23 protein-coding genes are annotated in these 24,593 nt (G+C 41.7%); 4 read left to right on the forward strand and 19 right to left on the reverse strand.

Annotated elements, in window-relative coordinates; translation table 11 throughout:
- Positions 1 to 151: 151 nt before the first annotated feature.
- The 10 genes from BLS49_RS02805 to BLS49_RS02850 all read right to left on the reverse strand — a co-directional run bounded on the left by BLS49_RS02805 (position 152) and on the right by BLS49_RS02850 (position 11,478).
- Positions 152 to 1,420, reverse strand: coding sequence for an adenosylhomocysteinase (locus BLS49_RS02805; protein WP_091226565.1), 1,269 nt, complete (start codon positions 1,418 to 1,420; stop codon positions 152 to 154).
- 36 nt (positions 1,421 to 1,456) lie between these two features.
- Positions 1,457 to 3,094 carry a bacillithiol biosynthesis cysteine-adding enzyme BshC gene (bshC, locus tag BLS49_RS02810; protein ID WP_091226566.1) on the reverse strand — a complete coding sequence of 546 codons (1,638 nt, stop codon included), beginning with the start codon at positions 3,092 to 3,094 and terminating at the stop codon, positions 1,457 to 1,459.
- A gap of 175 nt (positions 3,095 to 3,269) precedes the next feature.
- Entirely contained in the window at positions 3,270 to 4,208 is a 939-nt protein-coding gene (locus BLS49_RS02815) for an ABC transporter ATP-binding protein (RefSeq protein ID WP_091226568.1), read from the reverse strand.
- Positions 4,205 to 5,200 (reverse strand): ABC transporter ATP-binding protein, encoded by a 996-nt coding sequence (locus tag BLS49_RS02820; protein WP_091226569.1) that lies wholly within the window; start codon positions 5,198 to 5,200, stop codon positions 4,205 to 4,207. Before BLS49_RS02820 ends, BLS49_RS02815 begins: the two co-directional genes overlap by 4 nt.
- Before the next feature lie 11 nt (positions 5,201 to 5,211).
- Positions 5,212 to 6,150 carry an ABC transporter permease gene (locus BLS49_RS02825; protein WP_175471297.1) on the reverse strand — a complete coding sequence of 313 codons (939 nt, stop codon included), beginning with the start codon at positions 6,148 to 6,150 and terminating at the stop codon, positions 5,212 to 5,214.
- A 26-nt stretch (positions 6,151 to 6,176) separates the two neighbouring features.
- The gene (locus tag BLS49_RS02830) at positions 6,177 to 7,109 is read right to left on the reverse strand and encodes an ABC transporter permease (RefSeq protein ID WP_091226572.1); all 933 of its coding nucleotides are present in this window, start codon (positions 7,107 to 7,109) and stop codon (positions 6,177 to 6,179) included.
- Between the two features lie 206 nt (positions 7,110 to 7,315).
- Positions 7,316 to 9,013, reverse strand: coding sequence for a peptide ABC transporter substrate-binding protein (locus tag BLS49_RS02835; protein WP_091226574.1), 1,698 nt, complete (start codon positions 9,011 to 9,013; stop codon positions 7,316 to 7,318).
- A gap of 238 nt (positions 9,014 to 9,251) precedes the next feature.
- Positions 9,252 to 9,635: a DUF3397 domain-containing protein gene (locus BLS49_RS02840; RefSeq protein ID WP_091226575.1), complete on the reverse strand. Its 384-nt coding sequence runs from the start codon at positions 9,633 to 9,635 to the stop codon at positions 9,252 to 9,254.
- A 41-nt stretch (positions 9,636 to 9,676) separates the two neighbouring features.
- On the reverse strand, positions 9,677 to 10,666 hold the full coding sequence (locus BLS49_RS02845) for a ketopantoate reductase family protein (RefSeq protein ID WP_091226577.1): 990 nt from the start codon (positions 10,664 to 10,666) through the stop codon (positions 9,677 to 9,679).
- A 158-nt stretch (positions 10,667 to 10,824) separates the two neighbouring features.
- Positions 10,825 to 11,478: an RsfA family transcriptional regulator gene (locus tag BLS49_RS02850; RefSeq protein WP_091226579.1), complete on the reverse strand. Its 654-nt coding sequence runs from the start codon at positions 11,476 to 11,478 to the stop codon at positions 10,825 to 10,827.
- 349 nt (positions 11,479 to 11,827) lie between these two features.
- Here BLS49_RS02850 and BLS49_RS02855 point away from each other — a divergent pair, with 349 nt between their 5' ends.
- Together BLS49_RS02855 and BLS49_RS02860 are read left to right on the forward strand one after the other, a co-directional pair.
- Positions 11,828 to 12,064, forward strand: a complete 237-nt coding sequence (locus BLS49_RS02855) for a DUF2626 family protein (protein ID WP_091226581.1) — start codon at positions 11,828 to 11,830, stop codon at positions 12,062 to 12,064.
- A 161-nt stretch (positions 12,065 to 12,225) separates the two neighbouring features.
- A complete protein-coding gene (locus tag BLS49_RS02860; RefSeq protein ID WP_091226583.1) occupies positions 12,226 to 13,308 on the forward strand; it encodes a coiled-coil domain-containing protein in 1,083 nt (360 codons plus the stop codon).
- A gap of 2 nt (positions 13,309 to 13,310) precedes the next feature.
- Here BLS49_RS02860 and BLS49_RS02865 read toward each other — a convergent pair whose 3' ends face one another.
- Together BLS49_RS02865 and BLS49_RS02870 are read right to left on the reverse strand one after the other, a co-directional pair.
- Positions 13,311 to 14,594, reverse strand: a complete 1,284-nt coding sequence (locus tag BLS49_RS02865; RefSeq protein ID WP_091226585.1) for an ABC transporter substrate-binding protein — start codon at positions 14,592 to 14,594, stop codon at positions 13,311 to 13,313.
- 160 nt (positions 14,595 to 14,754) lie between these two features.
- On the reverse strand, positions 14,755 to 16,086 hold the full coding sequence (locus BLS49_RS02870) for a PhoH family protein (RefSeq protein WP_091226586.1): 1,332 nt from the start codon (positions 16,084 to 16,086) through the stop codon (positions 14,755 to 14,757).
- A gap of 113 nt (positions 16,087 to 16,199) precedes the next feature.
- Between BLS49_RS02870 and BLS49_RS02875 the strand changes: the two genes are divergently transcribed.
- Positions 16,200 to 16,766 carry a YhcN/YlaJ family sporulation lipoprotein gene (locus BLS49_RS02875; RefSeq protein WP_091226587.1) on the forward strand — a complete coding sequence of 189 codons (567 nt, stop codon included), beginning with the start codon at positions 16,200 to 16,202 and terminating at the stop codon, positions 16,764 to 16,766.
- A gap of 57 nt (positions 16,767 to 16,823) precedes the next feature.
- Here BLS49_RS02875 and BLS49_RS02880 read toward each other — a convergent pair whose 3' ends face one another.
- From BLS49_RS02880 to BLS49_RS02905, 6 genes are all read right to left on the reverse strand, one after another.
- Positions 16,824 to 17,276, reverse strand: a complete 453-nt coding sequence (locus BLS49_RS02880; RefSeq protein ID WP_091226588.1) for a PNPOx family protein — start codon at positions 17,274 to 17,276, stop codon at positions 16,824 to 16,826.
- Positions 17,277 to 17,350: 74 nt separating this feature from the next.
- Positions 17,351 to 18,433, reverse strand: coding sequence for an LCP family protein (locus BLS49_RS02885; protein WP_091226590.1), 1,083 nt, complete (start codon positions 18,431 to 18,433; stop codon positions 17,351 to 17,353).
- Between the two features lie 153 nt (positions 18,434 to 18,586).
- On the reverse strand, positions 18,587 to 18,892 hold the full coding sequence (locus BLS49_RS02890) for a YlaH-like family protein (RefSeq protein ID WP_091226591.1): 306 nt from the start codon (positions 18,890 to 18,892) through the stop codon (positions 18,587 to 18,589).
- A 64-nt stretch (positions 18,893 to 18,956) separates the two neighbouring features.
- Positions 18,957 to 20,798, reverse strand: coding sequence for a translational GTPase TypA (gene typA, locus BLS49_RS02895; protein ID WP_091226593.1), 1,842 nt, complete (start codon positions 20,796 to 20,798; stop codon positions 18,957 to 18,959).
- Between the two features lie 150 nt (positions 20,799 to 20,948).
- Complete coding sequence (locus BLS49_RS02900) at positions 20,949 to 21,443, reverse strand: hypothetical protein (RefSeq protein ID WP_091226594.1); 495 nt, start codon at positions 21,441 to 21,443, stop codon at positions 20,949 to 20,951.
- A gap of 134 nt (positions 21,444 to 21,577) precedes the next feature.
- Positions 21,578 to 22,237: a TerC family protein gene (locus BLS49_RS02905; protein WP_091226595.1), complete on the reverse strand. Its 660-nt coding sequence runs from the start codon at positions 22,235 to 22,237 to the stop codon at positions 21,578 to 21,580.
- A gap of 130 nt (positions 22,238 to 22,367) precedes the next feature.
- On the opposite strand from BLS49_RS02905, the gene BLS49_RS02910 reads away from it, so the two are divergent.
- On the forward strand, positions 22,368 to 23,072 hold the full coding sequence (locus BLS49_RS02910) for a TerC family protein (protein ID WP_091226597.1): 705 nt from the start codon (positions 22,368 to 22,370) through the stop codon (positions 23,070 to 23,072).
- 290 nt (positions 23,073 to 23,362) lie between these two features.
- Here the strand turns inward: BLS49_RS02910 and thiI are convergent, their stop codons facing one another.
- Positions 23,363 to 24,592, reverse strand: a complete 1,230-nt coding sequence (gene thiI, locus BLS49_RS02915; RefSeq protein WP_091226900.1) for a tRNA uracil 4-sulfurtransferase ThiI — start codon at positions 24,590 to 24,592, stop codon at positions 23,363 to 23,365.
- Position 24,593 lies beyond the last annotated feature (1 nt).

Below are 24,593 nucleotides of genomic sequence, written 5' to 3' on the forward strand. Positions count from 1 at the left end.
ACACCACTTTCCACCACTTTGAATAGTATTTATTCTGCAAATAGGCCAAAATTCCTGCTTTAGTTCATAATTTTTTTTACAAATACCAAAAAACCTCCCTTTTAATTACAAGGGAGGTCTTTCCTATCCATCAATTTATCTCATTGTTAGATTAATGCTCTTGCCAGCTATCAAGATAAACACGCTGTTCATCAGACAAAGCATCAATCCCGAAGCCAAGACTTTCAAGCTTGAATTGAGCAACCTGCTGGTCTAATTCATATGGAACGTTAACGACCGTTTTACCGATTTTTTCATAACGTTCATTAACATATTTCAGCGACAATGCTTGAAGCGCAAATGTCATATCCATAATTTCCGCAGGATGTCCGTCACCTGCTGCCAGATTTACCAATCTGCCTTCTGCGAGCAGATAAATTTTGCGACCATCGTTTAGTTGATATTCTTCAATGTTACGACGAACAGTACGAACTGAGCTTGAACGTTCTTTCAATTCCGGCTTGTTCACCTCAACATCGAAGTGACCCGCATTAGACAAAATTGCTCCGTCCTTCATAACATCGTAGTGTTCTCCACGAATTACATCACGATTACCGGTTACTGTTACGAAGAAATCGCCCAGTTTAGCTGCTTCAACCATCGGCATAATGTGGAAGCCGTCCATGTATGCTTCAACTGCCTTAATTGCATCCACTTCAGTAACGATCACATTAGCACCGAGCCCTTTAGCGCGCATTGCTACCCCTTTACCACACCAGCCATAACCAACAACAACAACGGTTTTGCCAGCAACAACGAGGTTTGTTGTACGGTTAATTCCATCCCACACCGATTGACCGGTACCGTAACGATTATCAAACAAATACTTGCAATAAGCATCATTAACAGCGACCATAGGGAATTTTAATTGACCTTCCTTATCCATTGCCTTAAGCCGCAATATTCCTGTAGTTGTCTCTTCGGCTCCACCACGAACATTTTTAAGGAGGTCTGGGCGTTCAGAATGCAAAATGGAGACAAGATCTCCGCCATCATCGATAATCAAATCAGGCTTGTTTTCAAGGGCGCGAATCATAAGCTCTTTATATTCAGCTGGTTCGGGATTGTATTTAGCGAATACAGTTACACCATCTTCAACGAGTGCAGCGCACACATCATCCTGTGTCGATAATGGATTACTACCTGTAATTGTAACCTCAGCGCCCCCTGCTTGTACTACTTTGGCAAGGTAAGCGGTCTTCGCCTCAAGATGTAAAGAAATAGCTACCTTCAGTCCTTTGAACGGCTGCTCTGCTTCAAATTGCTTGCGGATTCTGCCAAGAACCGGCATATGAGCCTCTACCCAATCAATTTTCAAATGTCCTTCCGGAGCCAATTTCAAATCTTTGACAATGCTATTCTGAATTGCTGCTGAACTCATTATTCTTCCTCCTATATAGTTAATGTGTGTAGTGTACTACAAATAAATAACTCGGTGTGTTCCCGTTACATCATAAGGAATATTCACCAGACCGTCAATCCAATCTTCTCCATAACGATTTAAATAATAGAAAACATTATAAACACGTTCTTGCAGCTTGTTCTGCGGGAACAGGCTTAGCTCGATCCGGTCAAAATGTCTCAAGCCGGCTTCATTCGTTTTTGCCAGAGCATCCTTCGCCTTGCCTCTTAAATACTCGATTTGATCGACAATTTTATCGCGGTTTGCATTTCCTAACTTGACAAGCCCATTCTGAATTCCACCAAGTTGATCAATCAATGGGTTGTACATTCCTGTAAAGGCTGCCTTAATCTCATCGAACTGTTCATCCAGATGCAACGCATCCTGTTCTGACAGCCAGCTGTCACGCTTGTTGTTCAAATGATCCCGATCCTTCACATCATCCCAGCTTAACCCGTATTTCTCCATGTGCTTCTGCAGCGTACCTTCCATAACCGTGAAGGATTCCCTCGGCAGCAAAATTGGCATCTCAAGTCCAAGTGTATGAAAAGCACGTCCTGTCAATGCCCAGTAGGCAATCTCTCCATTTCCCAGAACCGTACCCAATACTGGCAGCATACATTCCTGCATGATCGGACGGGTTAATACATTGTTGCTAAATCGGTCAGGATGGCTCATTAATTCCGCAAGCAGCTCTTCTCGAGTAAAAGCTACCTTGCCCTTGCGATCACAAAATTTTCCATTTTGCTTGAATAGCAGGAGCCGCTCGCCATCATTTATGTAGAACAAGTTAGCTCCATCTCTTGCAACATCAGCCTGAGGCGCATAACCCAAACCAACAACTTCATCCGCAGAGATGTGATAAGCCTGTTCCATCTCATCATTACGATTGATTATATCTTCAAAAACATCTACTTCAAGTGCCCTCAGTCCCGGGTCAGCGGAATCAAGCAAAATGAGGCCATATCGACCAAACCAGCTACCCATTAATCTAGCAAAACATTCCGTTAGTGTAGCTGATTCCATTGCTGCTTGTTTGAAGACATCCATCATGCTCTCTTTAAATTCGCTACCTGGCAGCAGCTGTTCCAGCTCTTGTGCTGCCTCCTCCCACTCCTCATGACTTACTTCTGTCCAGCTCACCGGACGACGATGGTCAGAATCGCGTGGGATTCGAATACGGCTTACGTGCAGATCAGAGGATAATACATAAGTATGATTCACTTCATCCCAGTCATGATCCTCGCCAGCTATCCAAAACACAGGAACAACGTGCTGTCCCAATTTTGCTGCCGCATGCTGAGCAGCCTTGATAATCGTTACCGCCTTGTATATAACAAGGAGCGGCCCTGTAAACAAACCGCTTTGCTGTCCACCTACAATTACGGCAGTCTCTTTAAGAGCAAGCTTATCTAAAGCTTTATCCACAGCTTCATGAGAATTATATCGATGGTTGAATTCACGGAGTACTTTGACTAGCTTCGACCGATCTGCTCTTTTACTATCAGATGAGTGCAGGTAGTCCAATCTATTACTCCAACTCTCATCAAAGCGCGGATTATATCCGTATAAGTGTTCTACAGAGGAGTAATTATTTATGAGTGCCTCTGCCAGTGGCTGGCCTGATGGCCATGGCTCTTCTACAATTTTCATCAGGTGTAATCCTCCTGTATTTGTCACAAACATCATTTTGATTGTACCGAAAAAAGAGGCTGTATGACAAATTAATTTGTACTAATTTGTGCTTATTTGTTAGAAACGTATCATCTACAAAAAGAGCTACCGCTTATGGGACTAGCCCATTACGATAGCTCCTTATCAAAACTCTTTATTTCTTCGGCATGGATACCCAGTGTCCTTTAGATACTTCAACAAGCTCAGAATTATCCAGATCGAACAACCCGCTGCCAGAAGCAGTTCCTTTAGACGAGCTAATTGGACCATCACCGTGATCTTCAAGCAATATCCTTTTCTTGTTGGCTTCGATTTCAGGGTCTGGAATCGGAATTGCAGACAACAAAGTTTTGGTGTAGGGATGCAGCGGATTTGCATATAATTCTTCACTTTCTGCAAGCTCTACAATTCTACCCAAATACATAACAGCTACACGATCACTAATATGCTTAACCATTGACAAATCATGCGCAATGAACAGATAAGTTAGGCCGAGACGATCCTGCAGATCCTTCAGCAAGTTGACAACTTGGGCCTGAATGGATACGTCAAGAGCAGAGATAGGTTCATCACATATAATGAATTTCGGATTTACAGCCAGCGCTCTTGCAATTCCGATACGTTGACGTTGACCACCGGAGAACTCATGCGGATAACGAGTTGCATGATCCGGATTAAGTCCAACCATATCCAACAGCTCTTCAACGCGTTTCTTGCGTTCCGCACGTGATCCAGCCATACCATGAATATCAAGTGCTTCACCAATGATATCTGTTACGGTAAACCGAGGATTCAGCGATGCATACGGATCTTGGAAAATCATTTGCATATCCCGGCGCATAGCTTTCATCTTTTTGGGAGACAGCTTTGTAATATCCGTTCCGTTGAACATGACACTACCCGCTGTAGGCTCATACAAACGGAGGATCGTCCGTCCAGCCGTAGATTTACCACAACCGGATTCACCAACGAGACCCAATGTTTCGCCTTCAGCAATAGAGAAGCTGATATCATTTACAGCTTTAAGAACTTTGCCGCTACCAACATTAAAGTATTTTTTAAGCCCATTAACCTCTATCAGATTCTTGCTCATTGTGAATTGCCCTCCTTGGCCATCGGATGCAGCTCCCAGCAACGCGCAGTGTGCGTATCACTGAATTCAGTTGCGCCCGGATCAATACGTTCACAAATCTTCATCGCATGATCACAGCGGGCTGCAAACGGACAACCAACTGGAGGTTTAATCAAATCCGGTGGCGTACCGATGATTGGAATAAGCGGCTCGCCTTTCTTTTGATCCAGACGTGGCATCGATCTAAGAAGACCTTTAGTGTAAGGATGCTGTGGATTTTTGAAAATCTCCCACTTCGTACCAGTCTCAACAACTTCACCTGCATACATAACGATAACTCTGTCACACATGCCCGCAACGACACCAAGATCATGCGTAATAAGAATGATAGATGTTCCAAGTCTCTCTTGCATATCCTTCATAACATCCATAATTTGAGCCTGAATCGTAACGTCGAGCGCTGTTGTAGGTTCATCCGCAATAAGCAAAGCAGGACGACAGGCAAGTGCAATAGCTATCATTACACGTTGACGCATACCGCCCGAAAATTCATGTGGATATTGGTTAAAGCGGGCTTCTGCATTTTTAATTCCAACAAGCTTGAGCATTTCTAGAGCCTGCTTGTTCGCTTCAGCCGCTGACATTTTCTGATGTTTAATTAATACTTCAGTAATTTGTTTACCTACCTTGATTGTAGGATTCAAAGAAGTCATCGGATCCTGAAAAATCATGCCAATATCCTTACCGCGAATGGCTTCCATTTGTTTCTCGGTTTTCTTCAAAAGGTCTTCGCCTTTAAAGATAATTTCACCTTGCTTAATGATTGACGGAGGGGAAGGAATCAGGCGCATGATCGTTTGGGCCGTCACGCTTTTACCACTGCCGGATTCACCAACGATTGCGATCGTTTCCCCTTTACCTACTTCAAAGTTCATACCGCGAACGGCCTTTACCTCGCCGCCTTTGACTTGAAAGGAGACTTGCAAATCTTTGACTTGTAAAATCGGCTCCATCATTCCACCTCCTATTTCTTCAGTTTAGGATCAAGCGCGTCACGAAGACCATCGCCAAAAATATTAAAGCATAGCATGGTTAAACTGATTACTGCTGCCGGGAACAACATCCGCCAAGGATAGTACAACCAACCTGTAAGGGCATCGTTGATCATCGAACCTAGCGAAGCAATCGGAGCTTGTACACCAAGACCAAGGAAACTTAGAAATGCTTCAGAGAAAATAGCGTTCGGTACAGACAATGTAACTGTAACAATAATCGGACCTACTGCATTCGGCAGCAAATGACGGAAGAGCAAACGTCCTGATCCGGCACCCATTGAACGGGAAGCTAAAACAAATTCTCGATTCTTAAGCTGCATGATCTCACCGCGAACAATCCAGGACATGTTAATCCACCCTGTAATGGTCAGGGCGAGAATAATCGTACCAAGACTTGGCTCCATAACGACAAGCAAAAGAATAGTTACAAGCAAATAAGGAATGGAATACAAAATCTCAGAAAATTTGTTCATGATTTCGTCTACACGACCACCAAAGTAACCCATTGTGCCACCGTAAATAACGCCAATCAAAAGGTCGATACACGCTGCAGCAAGACCAACGATCAATGAAATCTGAGCACCTCTCCATGTACGTACAAACATATCACGTCCAAGATCATCTGTGCCAAACCAGTGTTCAGCTGATGGCGGTTGATTCGTATTAAGCAAATCATTGGAATAATAGTTATAACCATGTACCCATTCGGAAATCACGGGACCAAATATCGCTGCTAAAACGATAATTCCTAAAATAATAAGTGCAGTCATTGCCATTTTGTTCGCACATAATCTTTGCCATGCATCACGCCACGCAGAGATACTTTCGCGGGCAATAACCTCCGCTTCCTTCTCATCAGTACCTATTTTTCTAAAATCATCGGGCATCAGATCAGAAGGGGAAGGCATTACTTTGATTTGATTTGTGTCCACCCTTACCCCTCCTTCTTGCCACTCAATTTAATTCTTGGATCAACAAATACATATGCGATATCCGTAATAAATCTTGCTAACATAAGAAGAATACCGTAAAAGATCGTAATCCCCATAATAATCGGATAATCGCGAGTGCTAATAGCTTCAACAAATTGTTTACCAATACCACCGATACCGAAAATTTGCTCGATAACAACGGAACCGGTAACGATGTTAGCAGTCATTGGACCTAAATACGTTACTACTGGCATAATACCGTTACGAATAACGTGACGGAACAGAATAGCCATCCAGCCAAGGCCTTTGGCTTTTGCTGTCTTGATGTAGTCAGCGTTTAAAACCTCAAGCATGCTGGAACGAGTCAGACGAGCAATAAAGGCAATAGGCTGCGCCGTTAGTGCTGCTACCGGCAATACATAATAGATTGGCCCCTTAAAGCCCATTGTAGGAAGCCAATGAAGCTTCGATGCAAATACATATTGCAACAGCGACGCTATAACAAAGCTTGGAACCGCGATTCCCAGAACTGCAACGACCATTGCTATGTTATCAATCAGCTTACGATGATAAAGCGCTGCAACCATACCAAGCAGAACGCCAACAATAACGGCAACAACAATGGCTACCAAACCTAACTTCAAGGATGCTGAGAAGGTTTGACCAATTATGTCAGATACGTCCTGATTGATTTTCTTCATTGAAATCCCAAAATCACCTTGTACAACATCACCTAAATATTTAATATACTGCTGATAAACGGGCTTATCCAAACCGTATTGTTCATATAAACGTTCCTGAATCGCAGGTGGTACCTTTTTCTCTGAAGTAAAAGGATCGCCTGGAATAGCCTTCATTAAAAAGAAGGTGGCCGAAATTAGGATGAACAACGAAACTAACATGTAGAAAAACTTGTTGGCAATATAACGAACCATGCCCGTTAGCACCTCCTTTTATTTTTATTCGACACTATTCGATTTTAGGAGAATTATTATACTTTGTCCATTCCATTTATTCGTATATATGCATAAACTTTGGAATCAAGTCATATTCGTACAAAAAAAAGGGGATATATATGGAATACCCACATATATATCCCGAGAAAACTATTTAATTTAAAATCAGCTGGCCAAAGTTACAATTAATGCTCCAGCAAATAAGCGCGTGTATAGTCGATACCACCACTGAAGTCAAGACTTACGCCTTTTAGATATGGTTTTTCAAGCGCAATATTAGTGTAGTAATAAATTGGCATGATCCCCATAGTATCTTTCACAAGAATCTCTTCGGCTTTTTTGAAGTTTTCATTACGTTTTGCGTTATCTTCAGTTGTTTTTGCTTCGTTAATTAATTTGTCATACTCTGCATCTTTGAGACCGATATCGTTGTTACCACTGTTAGAAGTCCACATGTCAAGGAAAGTCATTGGATCGTTATAATCCGCAGTCCAACCAGCGCGTGCTACTTGATAGTTCAAGTTTTGGCGATTTTCAATAAATACGCCCCATTCTTGGTTTTCCGTTTTCACATCAACACCAAGATTTTTCTTCCACATATCAGCTACAGCCAAAGCGATTTTCTTATGCGCTTCACTGGAGTTGTATGTCAAAGTAATTTCAGGCAATTGAGTGTAGCCTTCTTCTTTCATACCTTCTTCAAGAAGTTTTTTAGCTTCCTCAGTGTTTTCTGTAAAGAAATCATCTTTCACTTCGTTGCGGAACTCATCGTTTACACCTTTAATACCTGGAGGAACAAACCCAAATGCAGGAAGTTGTCCACCCAATGTTACTTTATCAACGATAGCTTGACGATCAATAGTCATTGCAAATGCTTTACGAATCTTTTCATTATCAAATGGTTTAGCTGTCAAGTTAAATTGGTAGTAGTACGTACTTGCAATACCTTTAACTTTAAATTCGTCTTTAAGCTCTTGTTTGACAATTGGAATTTGATCTGTTGGAACTTCACCGTTAGGATGACCCGTGCGATCAAGTTCACCATTTTTGTAAGATGCAAGCTCAGTTGCACCACTATTTACAAGGGACATGGAAATCTTGCTCAACTTAATGTTGTCTTTGCCCCAGTAGTTTTCGTTTTTAGTAACTTCAATTGTTTGACCTTTAGTCCAGTTTGTCAAAGTAAATGGACCATTAACAATCATCTTGCTTGCATCTACTGCCCATTTAGCATCATCTTTAACAGATTGATGTACTGGGTAGTAAGTATAGAAGGAAGTCAGACCTAAGAAATAAGGAGTTGGTGAGACCAATTCAACTTCCAAGGTGTAGTCGTCAACTACTTTAACGCCTACTTGATTGAAATCCGTAATTTTTCCTTCATTATATTCTTGTGCATTTTTGATGTAATACAATTGGTATGCATATGGTGGAGCCGGATCTGTATTAGGGCTAAGAACACGTTCCCATGCAAATGCGAAATCTTTTGCAGTTACAGGATCACCGTTGCTCCATTTAGCGTCTTTACGAAGATGGAAAGTATATTTTGTACCATCAACATCCCATTTTTCTGCTGCTGCTGGTTCAGGTTCGCCGTTATCGTTCATACGAGCAAGACCTTCATACATTGTTTTAAGGACCGTGTTAGCTTGGCTGTCCTGAGCTTGCGCAGGATCGAATGTTGGTGGTTCAGCACTCAAGTTAATTTTAAGTGTTTGGTCTGCGGCCAGTTTTTCTTCACCACTATTGGTACCACTGTTAGATGTGTTGTTACCGCCATTTGAAGCACTGTTCTTGTCATTGTTAGATCCACATGCCGAGAGCAGAGTACCTACCGCAAGAACGAGAGTCAAAAGAAGCAATAGACTTTTGTTCTTCTTCATTCTTTGCATCCCCCTTAAAAGTTTATCGTATATGTTTTTAGATTATACAACCAGTGGTCAAAAAAATCCAACATAAATTTTACGAAATTGAACATATGTTAAAAAAAATAGACCATTTTATTAACAAAATAGTCCTTTATACAATATTGACTTTTTAGTTTGTTTACAATTAACCAACGATGTTAATTTTTAATGTTCCATTATTATGTGTTTGAAAGTGGTCTCCACTTAGGTTGTATTAAGCTGCAGAAATGTATGTAATGATGCTAATCAGAAACAATACCACATAAGCTATTCCAGTACCGGCAAACGTCAATCGCCATACCGCTCTAAACATTCGTCTGATATCGACCTTTCCTTTGAGACGGTTCTGCGCACCACCGATTAACCCGCAAGCAATCAGCAGAATAAGCAGGATAAGATAAAAACCGAAACCAGAACCAAATACATTATTAAAGAGAGCGGAAACAGACAAGATCAAAAATAAGGTCGTCACATCCATTGCTAACGCGAAGGCTCTTTTTTTATCTTTCTTCATATAGTAAGTGATAAAGTAGGCCAAAAGAAAAGGTACGACTGGAACAATGGAGAGAACGATAACAAGGGTGCTGATGTATCCCATAGCTACACCTCCTATACTTATTGTTCAGTAGAATTATTATATTATTCCTGCGGCTGCAGGCCTTTAATTAACGACGTTATCAACTCATGCCCCGGTGCTGTCAGACCGGAACGGTGTGCCATTTCTATCAGGCGACCGTTAATGGAGTCTATTTCAGTGGGAGAGCCTTGAAGAACATCCTTTAACATTGAAGATATGTTACGGGATGTCGATTGGCATACCGAAACAATTTGCTCAAACATGTTGTTATCACAAGCTATTTGGTTAGCGCGATATATTTCTACAGCTTCATCACACAACTGTCGTAAAATTTTTCTACGCTCTGACACAACCAGAAGATCGCCATTTGGAACTCGCCAGATTGCTGTTAATGGATTAATTACAGAATTAATGAGTAGTTTTCTATAAATATCCCTATCGATGTCTTTCGACATTAACGCCGGAAATCCTGCTAGGATCAGTTTTTTCGTCAAATATTCTGCTGTTTGATCTGCAAAACCTTCTCTATACTTACCCTCTGTAAGCAGTTCTACTCCATGAGGGCTATGGCGAGCGGGAATTCCGATCATGGTAGTACCCGGCTTGGATCGAACTACGCTTCTGGCATCCTTACGTCTGCTTCCTTCAGTTGTGATAGCTGCATATACAGGAATATCCTTAACGATAGCTTGAAACGCTTCGACATGCCCAGTCCCATTCTGAAAACAGACAACCCTAGTCTCTTGCCCACACAAATGCTGTACTGCCTCAAATAAATGATCATCAACATGCCACTGCTTTGTCGTAATGATCAACCAATCAGGCTGGCGTACGGATCTATTAATAATTGAATCTACACAGTAAGCCTCAAAATTATCAGGTTGAATTACCCTATAATTTCCTGCTTCTTCCCCCAATTCGATACCTTCAGCAGTTAATATTCTGGCCTGCTCTTCACTTCTTGTCCAAAAAACAACATCTTCTCCTGATGCTGCCAGCTCACCACCAAATAACAGCCCGAGAGCCCCAGCACCTACAATATCGAATTTCATATAATACTCCTTCTTTTAAACGCTAACTTATGCATTATCAACAAAGTCTATTTCATTTATACCAAACTTTACATACAAAACACAAAATAATAACATGTACTGTTTCTATAAAAAACAAAAAACCTCCCTATATAATGGAAGGTTCTTTGTTTAGTGAATTACTCTATTCTTTCTAAATTACCATTCGCATCCATTTTAAATCTTTTTTTCGAATCTTCTTCCTCTTCATTTAAAAAAGCAAGGCGTCTTGCTCTGTCCATGATTTGGATTAAAGCCTTATAATCGTCATTTACTACTCTATAATCACTCTGTACCTCGTTCACTTGAGCTGAAAGCCTTTCATTTATAGAACGCAATTCAGCAAGCTCCTCTTCTTTGTCACGCAATTCTCTTTCAAGCGTTTTGATATGGCGAGAACTATCATGAACTGTAGACTTCCAGCCACGTAAAAACCGGATTACTGCATCGATTGAGATGGTCTCTTCAGTGAATGTCTCATTTCTGTATACCCCTTCTTCCAAGTCAACGGAAGCTAATGAGGCTATAGCCGAATTTCCTGATAGAGAGCTCTGCTTCTTAAGATAACTTCTCTTCTGTCGCTGTGCCTTTGCAATTCCAATTGCCGCATCATACTTCTTGCGTACGCAGCTGTTCCAACGAAAGCCACATGCTGCCGCTGTTCTTCCAATTCTTTCCCCAACCTCTTCAAAAGCAGTTAACTGCGTGCTGCCTTCACGGATATGGCGTAAAGTTACCTCTGCCAATATCAAATCATCTTCTGCACTCCATGCATCTTGTCTCACTGCTGTCATGCTATAAAAACCCTCCTAACGACATCCTAATATAACCGTCTTTTAATGGACTCTCGCCCGTTAGACGTCTTAATAAATTGCTTCTTACTTCATTTCTATGCTTCTCATAGAGTTCATAGAATCTATTTGATACTAAAATGTATTGCCAAAATAATGCACCTCCATACCTCCTTTTTCAAAATGCTAAATTAAGTCCGAGGATAGATATAAAGATGCAGTAACAACAATCACATTTTTTCTTGCAAATGCCAACCTTTTATTGACTTTTCGTTTACATGGTAAGGGGTTACAGGTATAATGTAGTATAGAAATTGGAAATCGTGTATACATAAGAAAGGGGGATTTACCCTTGGCACGCATGTTTCGCGTCCTCGGCTTCTTCACATTAGCCATTGGACTAATGGCCTTTGCCGGCGACTTGACCGAGATGGCCCTTCTGTTTTTCCTGCAGACAGCATTTTTCGTTCTTTTTGGTTACCTGAAGTTTACTGAGAGAACGTATATCCTGCTTTTCTGGGGATACATGATTGTAGCGATCACTGGCTTTAGCTATTGGACGATTTTCCAAATGGGTCTGCCACTCTAAATCCCAATCCTTTGAATTGAGTAAAGAAGACGATTCGGCAATGAGCCGGAACGTCTTCTTTTTTATTGTTCCTCTATAGGAATAAATTTGACATGCTGATATTTGATTTCCTGTTATCATATATATATGTATGAATACCACAATTAGGGGGAGGATCACTCTTGAGATTAAACAAGCAATACAAGCATCTATTCATTACACTATCGCTTCTATTCATCATAACAATTCCTGTGAAAACATCCGCGGCCCCCTTAACGGACGAGGAATTAAAAATATTGAACGATAGCCTGTCGATCATTGAAATAGACCGGGAAGTCTCCAGAATAGAGAACAGGCAGAAGGAGACACAGCAATCAGTATCCCAATTAAGTGAGCAACTTGGCTATAAGAATGAGCAAATCAAGACGAGCCGCGACGCAGCCGGCAAACGATTAGCGGCATACTATATGGGAGAGCGCGAGACCTTGCTTGGTGCCCTGCTGTCTGCCAACAGCTTGCATGATTTTTTTACGATACTTGATTACTACCAGATCATCGCTGAACGGGATCATTACGTTCTAGATACTTATCAGAATGAATATGCGAGCTTAAAGCAAACGAAGGATAAACTTGAGAAAATGACTTCTGACTTAGAGACCATAAAAGATAATTTACTGAAGCAGCGGGAGCGTGTAGCTGCTCTGCAACAAAGTGTTGATGGCTCACTTAGCTCCAGTGTAGATCCAGAGAAATTACAAGCTATGATTGAGGAAATGACTCTATACTGGGAGAATGTAGGTTTATATGAGGTAAGACGTTATTTCCGCGCATTAGCTGCGGCGATGTCTGATTTTCCCGACTTTATGCAAGAACATGAATCCAGTCTGACCTCTGATAAAAACGGATATACTATAGTAGTTCAGGAGAGTGATTTGAACGATTTTCTTCATTCCAAAAACGAGCTTCTTACAAATATGTCTTTCCAGTTTGATGAAGGTATAATCACAGCACAGGGAAGCCGAGAAGGTATTAATCTAAAAGTAGAAGGCCACTATACTGTAGAAAATGAACCGCAAAATTGTATCGTTTTTCACGTTGATCGTTTGTTGTTTAATGGTCTTGATTTGCCTGACACTACAAGAAAAGAACTAGAGACTGATTTTGACCTTGGCTTTTATCCCAAAAAAATAGTTCCCTTTGTAGAAGCCACCGAAGCGACAATTCACAAGGGAACTTTAATTATAAAATTAAAGATTGCTCTTTAATCTCAGTTCTTTGCTTCATTGATATTGTATATCTCACTTAAAAACTGGTTGGAACTAAAACCGCCATTATAAAATGTATTGGATAGCTCCGAAAAAAGTTTCATTTGTGAAGGCAGCGCTGCTCCTACAGGAATGGAACTTTTTTTGCCATTAATTAGCGAGACCGGGATATCATCAGGTAATCCGTTTCGTGATGCCTGATAATACATATTTTTGAATACGGGAAGATGATCTGTCACTTCAATCCATTGACGCTGCTTGATTTGAGTCGTCATCTCGGTAATCCACAATCCAGCTGCTTCTTTATTGCCAGACCGGGCAGAGACCACATAGCTGCGTCCCGAAACCCACATCGTCTCTTTAACATCGTCAGGACCAGCAAAAATAATTTTCATCCATGAGCTATAGTTTTTGCTAACTTCAGTATAGCGAACAAGTGCGGCTGCGATCTCTCCCTGATTCAGCTTGTCCCATATACCTCCGCTTGTCTCTGATTCTTCATTCAAATTTATAAGATGAGATCTCAGTTTGTCTAACTGCTGCACTGCATAATCTATGTTCTCATTTTGTTCAAAAGGTGAGGCACTACTGTTTTGCTTCACCTGCCCACCCAATTGCCAAATCAATGACATTGAAGCATAAGGATCGGTAAAATCAAATGCCAGAAAATCAGCAGGTAACGGTTCACTAGATTGCGTGTACTTCTCAATCAGATTGGCCCATTCATTTTTTGTAACCGGAAATTCGGAACCCATCACACTATTAAAACGGGATCGATTATAAACCCAAACGTAAGGATCTACATCAAATGGAACACCCCAAACATACCCGTTCCATTCATTTTGTGCCAGGGAAGCGCTTAATACTTCACCGGCAAGTGCACCTGAATAATAGTTCTCTGCCGGCATTAAATATCCATCTACAGCAAAATTCCGTACCCACGTATTATCTAGCAGCAGCACATCTGGAGATTCTCCAAGCTCTAGCTGCCGCATTAATTCATGATAATCTTCATTAGCCGGCATGTTCATAAGCTCTACCTCTACAGGGTGATCTTCCATGAACTGCTTAGTCATATGCTGTAAACGCACAAATTCATTATCCGGGAGCTGAACTGCTACCTTTATGTGCCCCCTATCCTGAACAGTTACTTGGTTGGGCAGCACTTCTGGCTCATTCTCTCTCGGATTATTTTGCCTGATCAAGGTTGAATTCTCACTTGGTGACAAGTTAATTAGAGCAAGCAAAAGGATGGCAAACAGCAGCCACTGGTTTTTTCGCTTCACACTCGTTCGTCCTCTCCACGTTTTCAAACCCTTGCTAGCTAGTTCTCATATCCTACATTGTATCAAATCCATTTGGCGCTTGTCCTGATAAATCTTAGCAAAAAAAAGAAACACGCCGGAACATTTCTCCAGCGTGCATTTATCTAAACTACTAAATGAATTACAGCAAGTCAGCAGCAACCTGAGCAAGCTTGGAACGCTCGCCTTTCTCCAGCGTAATATGCCCACTGATTCCTTGCTCTTTGAAACGTTCTACCAGATAGGTTAGCCCATTACTAGCTGAATCGAGGTAAGGATGATCGATTTGTTCCGGATCTCCCATAACGATAATTTTACTTCCCTCACCTACTCGAGACACAATGGTTTTGATTTCATGACGAGACAAGTTTTGTGCCTCATCTACAATGATAAACTGACCAGGAATCGAACGTCCGCGAATATAAGTCAGAGCTTCAACCTGAATGCTGCCAAGTCCCATCAATATTTTATCGATATCTCCGGATTTCTTCGTATCAAACAAATATTCCAGATTATCATAGATTGGTTGCATCCATGGCCGCAGCTTCTCTTCCTTCTCTCCTGGCAAATATCCGATATCTTTACCCATTGGCACGACTGGACGCGCTATAAGCAGCTTTTTGTACTTGTGCTCATCCTCTACTTTCAGGAGTCCTGCCGCTAGAGCCAGCAATGTTTTGCCAGTACCTGCTTTCCCTGTAATCGTAACAAGTGGGATTTCGTCATTAAGCAGTAACTCAAGAGCCATTCTCTGCTGAGCATTACGGGCGCTTATTCCCCACACTGACTCATTGCTAAGAAACAACGGTTCCAGCCTTGATGCATCAATATTTACTCTGAGAAGAGCTGATTTACCTGTGCCCATTTCGTCTTTCAGAATAACAAATTCATTAGGATATAGAGAATATGGCAATCTTAAGGGTTCAATTCTTAAATATCGATATGAATAAAATTCATCGATTACTGAAGGATGCACCTTTATAGAAGAATAACCGGCATACAATTCTCTCGGTCCTGCTGTTCGATCTGACAAATAATCCTGTGTTGTGAGTCCCAAAACATCTGCTTTAATTCGTACCAGTACATCTTTACTAACCAATATTACAGGACAAGGCTCATTTTTGTCCTGCTCTTCCAAAAAATAATTGAGTGCAACAGCCAGAATCCGATTGTCATTACTTACATCTCCAAACATTTCTTGTACCTTAACAAAACTTCGATGATTTAGCTCAACCTTTACACAGCCACCGCTTTCCAAAGGAACTCCATCATGTAAATGTCCCTTCTCACGTAGCCCATCCAGCAATCGCGATACACCGCGTGCATTACGACCTATCTCATCGGCATTGCGCTTCTTGGAATCGATTTCCTCCAGCACAACGGCCGGAATGACCACTTCATGCTCATCAAAAGCAAAAATCGAATTGGGATCGTGTAACAATACATTTGTATCCAATACAAAGATCTTCTTCACAAAAAATCCCCTCCACCAGTGGTCATTTCAGCCCATAATTCCTGTACATAATTTTCTCACGTCCAGTAAATCTTAAATGATATCATGAATAATCTTGAAAGGACGGATTCAACATGCGAATTTGGCTGTGTTTGTTCATTATGGCTTCCTTGCTAAGTAGTTGTGCTACGTCACCTAAGCAGGCATCACCCTCTCCAAATAATCAAACCCAAAGCATGACGAGAGCACAAAGCAGAAACTATACCGGAAATGGAAATATTACTGTCAGAGCTACAGATAATACCACCACCAATCAGGTGGATAAAAAAGCCCATCTTGAGAATCTGGCTAAACAGGTACAAGGTGTCAAGGGTGCTCATTGCGTCGTATTAGGTACCACAGCAATTGTTGGTATAGATGTCGATTCCAAACTCGAAAGAGCCAAAGTCGGTAGTATCAAATATAGCGTAGCCGAAGCGCTTCGTAAGGACCCCAACGGCGCTGGAGCAATCGTTACAGCAGATGTCGATCTTAATCAGCGTCTTACCGAAATCGGGAACAAAATAACACAGGGTCACCCTGTTTCTGGATTTGCTACAGAACTCGCGGATATCATAGGACGGATCGTGCCTCAACTTCCAAGTGATACGATTCCGCGCGAGAACGTCCCACAAACTAAGAGTGTTCCGAGCAAAAAATAATCAAAGCGTTCTTTAATAAGTCTGTCCCAATATAGAAAAAAGCCCAGCGAAAAATCGCTAGGCTTTTTTCATTGCAGCAAACACCTGATTATCGAGCGAATCAGCTGCACGCTGGTCATATACTTTCTCATAAGTTGGTGCAGAAGCAAGCTGCGCCCCATAGAACAAGGCGTTACGAACCGCCTCAATCCGCAGATCAAAGCAGCACATTTTAAAAGGAACCCCTTCAAGGTAATTTTGTACTACATCAGCTACACCGTTTATTGCATAGATTGTCTCCTTGCCAAAAACGGTAATTGTAATTTTAGGACAAGCCTTAATATTTGTAACCAGTCTGGAACGATGATCCAGAGCAAAACGCAGCACTTGTGAATTTACGGCATAGATCCATGAAATCGCACTGGAAGTAGGTCCCCCGGATTCGTGATCTACGGTGTTTAACAAAACAAACGTTTCTGACTGAAATTGTGAATACAACGACTCAGGCAACTGGGTAACGAGCTCGGACATTGTGCCAGACCTCCTGTTTCATACCATTCTTAACTAATTGTATTATAGCATGCCCTAAAACTTGACTTCAATTGTTACTCGCCTGTTTGCGATCCATTGACGGCTTCAGCAGTCGGTTTAGTACCCGCAAGTTCATTCCTGAGGGCTTGCTTCGATTTCTCCAGCTCATCATCGTTCAAATATACATAAGGACTTTTCCATGATCCGGTTACAGGAACAAAGTCAACATTTTGCTTGGAGATGTCCCAGTACGCAGCAATCATGTTTTTCATTTGCTGTGATTCCAGATCAGTTTCCATGTTTTTACCCACCGATTCAATCACTTTGCCCGCACCAAGCACACCATTCAGTGATTTAGCCTGATCAATCAGGGCATGCAGCACTTCATTTTGTCTCCGGTTGCGATCAAAATCATCCGAAGCTTTTGTTCTTGGAGAACAGTTTGATTTCCGGTATCGGACATAACCAAGGGCGTCTTCTCCATCAAGATGCTGCTGTCCGGCTTTCAGATTAATATCTGTACCGTCAGCTCTATCTCTATAGCACATATTGGCATCCACATTTATATTGACACCACCCAATGAATCAACAACATCCCTGAATGCCTGAAAATTCATCACAGTAACATAATCTATGGATAAATCGAAAAATTTGCCCATCATCGTCTTCATTTCCTGCTCTGCTGAAATTCCGGATTTCTTCTCGGCAACAAGAAAATTAGGGTAAAAAGCGTTAAGCTTGTTCGTTTTATAGCCGTCCATTGAAAATCTTGTGTCCCGGGGAAGGGATACAACGGTCGCTGATTTGGTCTCAGGATTCATCGCAATCAACATGATAACATCACTTAGATGAGTACCTGTCTCGGGACGATAATCCGTGCCAAGCAACAGCATAGTTAGCGGTTTAACCTTAGCCGATTTCTCTGGAGCTACTGTATCAGAAGAACCTGTATCCTCGATTACTTTATCTATTGTAGATAACATATAGCCAGCATATAATCCGATTCCGATAAATAATACGACGATTACAGTAAGCATAAATTTTGCGAATTTCTTACCAAAAGAAGATTTTTTCTTCGGTTTTGCTTTGGCAACTTTTGAAGCTCGTCTACTATGGCTCTGCTCACGAGGAGGCAGGCCGCTGCGATTAGAACTCATGAATGAATACACCTTATTTCATCTGGATTAAGACGCATAGAGAGGTTGTTATTAGACATAGAATCTTGAATATGTCTTTTTGAGCTCTTATTTTAAAAATAACGAATTATCGATCTGAAAAGTTACACTTCTAAACAAAGACAAGCAGGAATGCTATTCCTGCTTCTCTACTGCGCTTGGTGCAGCCCCTTTTTTCTTTTGGCGTCCTTCGACAAAATAACGGATACGCACCATCAGCATCAATGCAACTGCTACGAGTAGACATTGAATAATTGGCAATTTATCGATTTGAAAAACCAGCAGCATGAGAGAACCTATCGCAATCAGTAAATACAATACAATTTCTTTCAAAATCGGAAGCTTCTGCTGATTGCGAAACACTTTGTTGTACACGAAAATCACAAGAAACAAAATAATAAAATAAGATATGATCGGATTTTGCGCAAACCAGGCCTGCAAGTGCGATTCCCTCCTTCGCTAGCACATCATTTTAGATAAAGATTAAATTTCACTTCTTGATTTATTATAAATTAGCTTCTGCATTTTTGCGATGTTTTTCAGCGCGTTCCCGTTCACTCTTGTTCAGAATCTTCTTGCGAAGACGAACAGATTTTGGAGTTATTTCGCAATATTCATCGTCATTCAAATACTCCAGAGCTTGCTCCAATGAGAATAGACGCGGAGTCTTCATTTTTACAGTGTCATCCTTAGTTGCTGAACGTACGTTTGTAAGCTGTTTCTCCTTACAAATGTTAACGACAATATCGTTATCACGAGTATGCTCACCTACGATCATGCCTTCGTAAATCTCGGTAGCTGGTTCAAGGAACAGGATACCACGATCTTCAATAGACAAAATACCATACAACGTCGATACACCGTTCTCACTGGAAACAAGCACACCTTCATGGCGACCGCCAACTTGACCACCATGAAGCGGGCCATAGCTGTCAAATGCATGGTTCATAACCCCGTAACCACGAGTCAGCGTCAGGAAATGTGTACTGTATCCGATCAAACCACGAGCAGGAATAAGGAATTCAAGACGAACCTGACCAGTTCCATTGTTGATCATATTTACCATTTCTGCTTTACGTGAACCCAAGCTCTCCATTACCGAACCCATGCTTTCTTCAGGTACGTCAATTAGCAGACGTTCAACTGGTTCCATTCTAACTCCGTCAATTTCCTTGACGATAACTTCAGGCTTAGATACTTGAAGCTCATAACCTTCACGACGCATATTTTCAATCAGGATACCCAGATGGAGCTCACCACGGCCGGAAACGATAAAGGCATCCGGACTGTCAGTTTCATCAACACGAAGCGATACATCTGTTTCAAGTTCTTTGAAGAGACGTTCACGCAATTTGCGTGATGTTACCCATTTACCTTCACGTCCAGCAAAAGGGCTGTTGTTTACAAGGAACGTCATTTGTAGAGTAGGCTCGTCAATTTTAAGGACAGGAAGTGCTTCAGGTTGGTTCGGATCGGCAATAGTTTCACCGATATTAATATCCTTGATACCTGCAATCGCTACGATATCACCAGCGCCTGCTTCTTCAATTTCTACACGACGAAGTCCCTGAAATCCAAATAATTTCTCAATACGTGCTGATTTCTTGCCACCGTCACGAGTCATAACAGCTACTGGCTGGCCTTGACGAATGATACCACGGTTCACGCGACCGATTGCAATACGGCCTAGGTACTCGTTATAATCCATCAAAGTAACAAGGAATTGGAGAGGTTCATCTACTTTTTCAGTTGGTGCGGGGATGTGTTCAATAATGGTCTCATACATCGCTTGCATGTTATCATCTTGCTTCTCAGCATCCAGACTTGAAGTACCGTTCAATGCAGATGCATATACAACCGGGAACTCCAGCTGCTCATCATTTGCTTCCAGTTCAATAAACAGATCCAGCACTTCATCAATAACTTCAGCTGGTCTTGCTGCCGGACGGTCGATTTTATTTACGACAACAATCGGAGTCAAGTTGCTCTCAAGAGCTTTGCGAAGTACGAATTTGGTTTGAGGCATACAGCCTTCATAAGCATCAACTACAAGAAGCACACCGTCAACCATTTTCATAATACGTTCTACTTCACCGCCAAAGTCGGCATGTCCTGGTGTATCAACGATATTAATCAGATAATCTTTATACGTAATAGCTGTGTTCTTAGCCAGAATCGTAATCCCGCGCTCCCGTTCCAGATCATTAGAATCCATCGCACGTTCTTGTACGGCTTCATGTTCTCGGAAAATACCTGATTGCTGTAGCAATTTGTCTACAAGTGTTGTTTTACCGTGGTCTACGTGTGCAATAATCGCAATGTTGCGGATTTGTTTTCTTTCATGCATGGTATTCTCTCCATATCCTTTCGTCTCTATATTATGAGGCTATTCAGCATCATTCACCACAAAACAAGCGTCGGATCATAAAATGCCGACGCTTGACATATCCCTTATATTATACGCGAAATATGTTAGAATTCAAGAACTATCCAGAGATCACCATCCCCGGCGTCTGTTGCCTCTTGCTGCTATCAAATAAATTCCGCCAATAATAAGCAGAGTCGCCAGTAAATAAATCAACGACCAAGAAAACAACAGAATGCCTAATAAAATAATGGACAATGCCCCCAGGATGAAGGCTCCTGCCAGTATACCTTGCTGATGGCGATTTGAGAACGTGTCGTACTCATAAAGCCCAACTGCGATTCCCAGTATAAATGCGGGCCAAATGTATTTCAACGTATGCCATCCCCCGATAATTCCAATAAAGAAAATGATGCTGTAAACAACCAGAATACCGCCAGGAAGAAGCAGCTCTGCTGACCCTTTTCTAAAGAAATGCCACAGATGAAGAAGTATGCCCGGTATTAGCAGCAGCAATGGCCACAACGCACTCAAAATAAAACTGAAAACGCCCCATTTTCCAAGCAGGATAATTATTCCAGCGGCCAGAATGAAAATACCGGTCGTTAGCTTATTATTATCGGACATTTCATCACACACCTTCCAAATGACAATGGAGGACAGGCCGCAGCAAATTGCGACATTCCCTTATGACTTTAGTTTATATGAAATCAGAACAAAAAACCACTCTCCCTGTATCAGAAAAATGGATTTTTGTGGGATTATCCACGCTTGACGTAATATTTTTTTATTGCTCCGAACATAATAACGGTCACAGCTATTATAATAGGGATCATATTTGTGAAGGCAGGAAATGCCGTTTCAAGCCATACTCCAAATTCCGGATCGTGAAGCAGCATTTTACCTGCCGTGTAACCTAAAATTCCTGCTCCTGCATATACAAGTGCTGGTAAACGCTGCAACCAGTTCGCTATCAGATTACTCCCCCAGACAACAATTGGAATGCTGATGACGATACCTATTACTAATATAGCCACATCTCCATTAGCGAGTGCAGCGATCGCGAGTACATTATCAAGACTCATAATGAAATCTGCTGCCAAAATCGTTTGAATTGCCCGAAATAAAGTTGTAACTTCTTTTGTTCGTGATATCTCATCATGCGGAGTAAGAAGCTTAAAGGAAATGTAGGCCAGCATCACTCCGCCTGCGGCTTGAATAAATGGAATTTTGAGCAATATCACAGCTATCCAGGTAAGTATAAGGCGCAGCATTACTGCTCCTATGACCCCCCACCAGACAGCACGCTTACGCTGTTGGAGCGGTAAATCCTTACTAGCCATAGCTATGACCACCGCATTGTCACCGCTTAGAACAAGGTTTATAATTAATATCTCTAACAATAAAACTAAATGTTCCACGCTCATCCCTCCCTTACAACTTTTATGAGAAAATGAGCCAAGCTATTCCAATTTATAAAAACAACACTAGACAAATGAATACTTTTCGCAGTTTACTACGTATATACACCTTATAGAGGAAGTGACAGAAGTGGAATTATTCAGTGCTACTTTTTTTGTCTCCTTAATCAATATAATATTTATTGATTTAATACTAGCGGGGGACAACGCAATTGTAATTGGTATGGCAGCAAAGAGATTGCCGCTTACGGTTCAGAAGAAAGCGATTCTATACGGTACTGCTGGTGCAGTCATCCTGCGTATTGTAGCCACAATTATCGTCGTTTGGCTTCTGGGAATTCCGTGGCTGCATGCGATTGGCGGCGTTATGCTGATCTTTATCGCATACAAGGTTTTAGCTGATGACGATTCACATGATAATGTGGAAGCAAAGGATTCTCTGTGGCCAGCGGTTCGAACGATCATCATTGCGGATGCAGCTATGGGTCTCGATAACGTGCTTGCAGTTGCAGGTGCATCCGGACAGCACATTGTTCTTGTCATCATCGGTCTCTTGATCAGCGTTCCTATCGTCGTTTGGGGCAGCACCCTTTTCATCAAGCTCCTGAACCGTTATCCTTGGATCGCCTATGTCGGAGCCGCAGTACTAGCTTATACAGCAGCGCATATGATTACTCAAGAACCTAAATTCAGCGACTTTTTTGCGGACAAGCCAGTACTCCAATACCTATTGATTGCTGTAGTAGTCGTAGGTGTACTACTTGCAGGATTCTTAAAGAAGCGCAATCAAAAAAATGAAGGTGATAAAACAAAATCTCAACCTGCGACTCGTTGATCAGAAAGCTTATAAAGTTTATGTTTAAGTACGAAGGGAAAATCGCATAACAATTTGAATCATTTTGTGAAGAGGAGGGCGTAGTTAATTCTACAGCCCTCCTTCACTTTGGTATAAAATAATTATAGTTGAAATAGAAATACCTGTTTACACATATAGTATTGGATTACGTCCTTATGCAACATCTACTATATGGAGAAAAAATAGTAATTGGCAGGCTTTCCCCAGAATTAACTATCTTCATGGAAAAGCCTGCTTTTTTGTAGCAATTTAGGTTCAATCAAACTTTTTTAAAACCATTTATCCTGAATCATGTCTTCATCCTGTTTTCTTCGAACCTCATCATCCGGCTTGATCACCAGTGTCTCCGTACCTGTAACAGCCTTTTCGATCATATCCTCAAGCCCTGGCACTCCGGCTTCTATCTTCTCAACGATACCCAAATTAGGATTTGTAGATGGAGATTTAGGAACAAACAGTGTACAGCAATCCTCATATGGCAATATCGATAAATCATAGGTTCCAATGGTCTGAGCCAGCTGGATAATTTCATTCTTATCGCTCATAACAAGTGGTCTAAGCAGTGGAATGTCCGTTGCTCTGCCAATGACATTCATGCTGGATAAGGTTTGGCTGGCTACCTGGCCCAAGCTGTCGCCTGTTACTAATGCGAGGGCTTCATTGTGATCCGCTAGTATTGTAGCAATTCTCAACATAGCTCTTCGCATCAATGTAATAATCAGACTTTCCTGTCCCGTACCTGCCAATGCAGTTTGTATATCCGTAAAAGGAACAAGATGCAGCTTGATTTGACCACCGTATCGAGACAATATCTTGGCAAGCTCAATGACCTTCTCCTCTGCCTTTTTGCTCGTAAACGGGTAGCTGTGGAAGTGAATACATTCAATCTCCAGTCCTCTGCGCATTGCCGACCACCCCGCTACAGGACTATCGATTCCTCCTGAGAGTAACAGCATAGCCTTGCCGTTAGTCCCAAGTGGGAAACCTCCTGCTGCTGGAATCACCTCACAATATAAATAAGTTGCCTTCTCACGGATTTCCACTCGAAGATCAACGTCAGGGTTATGAACATCTACTTTCAAATGTTGGCAAGTATTCAGGATAGGTCCACTAACAAGCCGATTCATTTCATGCGAAGAATAAGGGAACAGCTTCCATACACGACGAGCGCTCACTTTAAAGGTCGTTTCCTTCTCAAGAGCCAGGCTCTGAATGAAGGTAGTCGCTGCCGATAATATACTTTCCAGGTTTGTATCCACCATTTTTACAGGGCTTATTGAAGTAATTCCAAATACATTTTTCAACCTATCGATCACCTGACTAGAAGGCTCGCCATTCAAGACTACGTAGATTCTCCCAAAGTCTTTTACCACCTGTACATTCGGAAAAGAACGAAGCAACGACTTCACATGTGACAATGCAGCTTTTTCAAAGCGCGGACGGTTTTTCCCTTTTATTGCAATTTCTCCAAAACGAAGCAGCAGCATATCGTATTGCAGC

Source organism: Fontibacillus panacisegetis, assembly GCF_900102215.1.
GTDB lineage: Bacteria > Bacillota > Bacilli > Paenibacillales > Paenibacillaceae > Fontibacillus > Fontibacillus panacisegetis.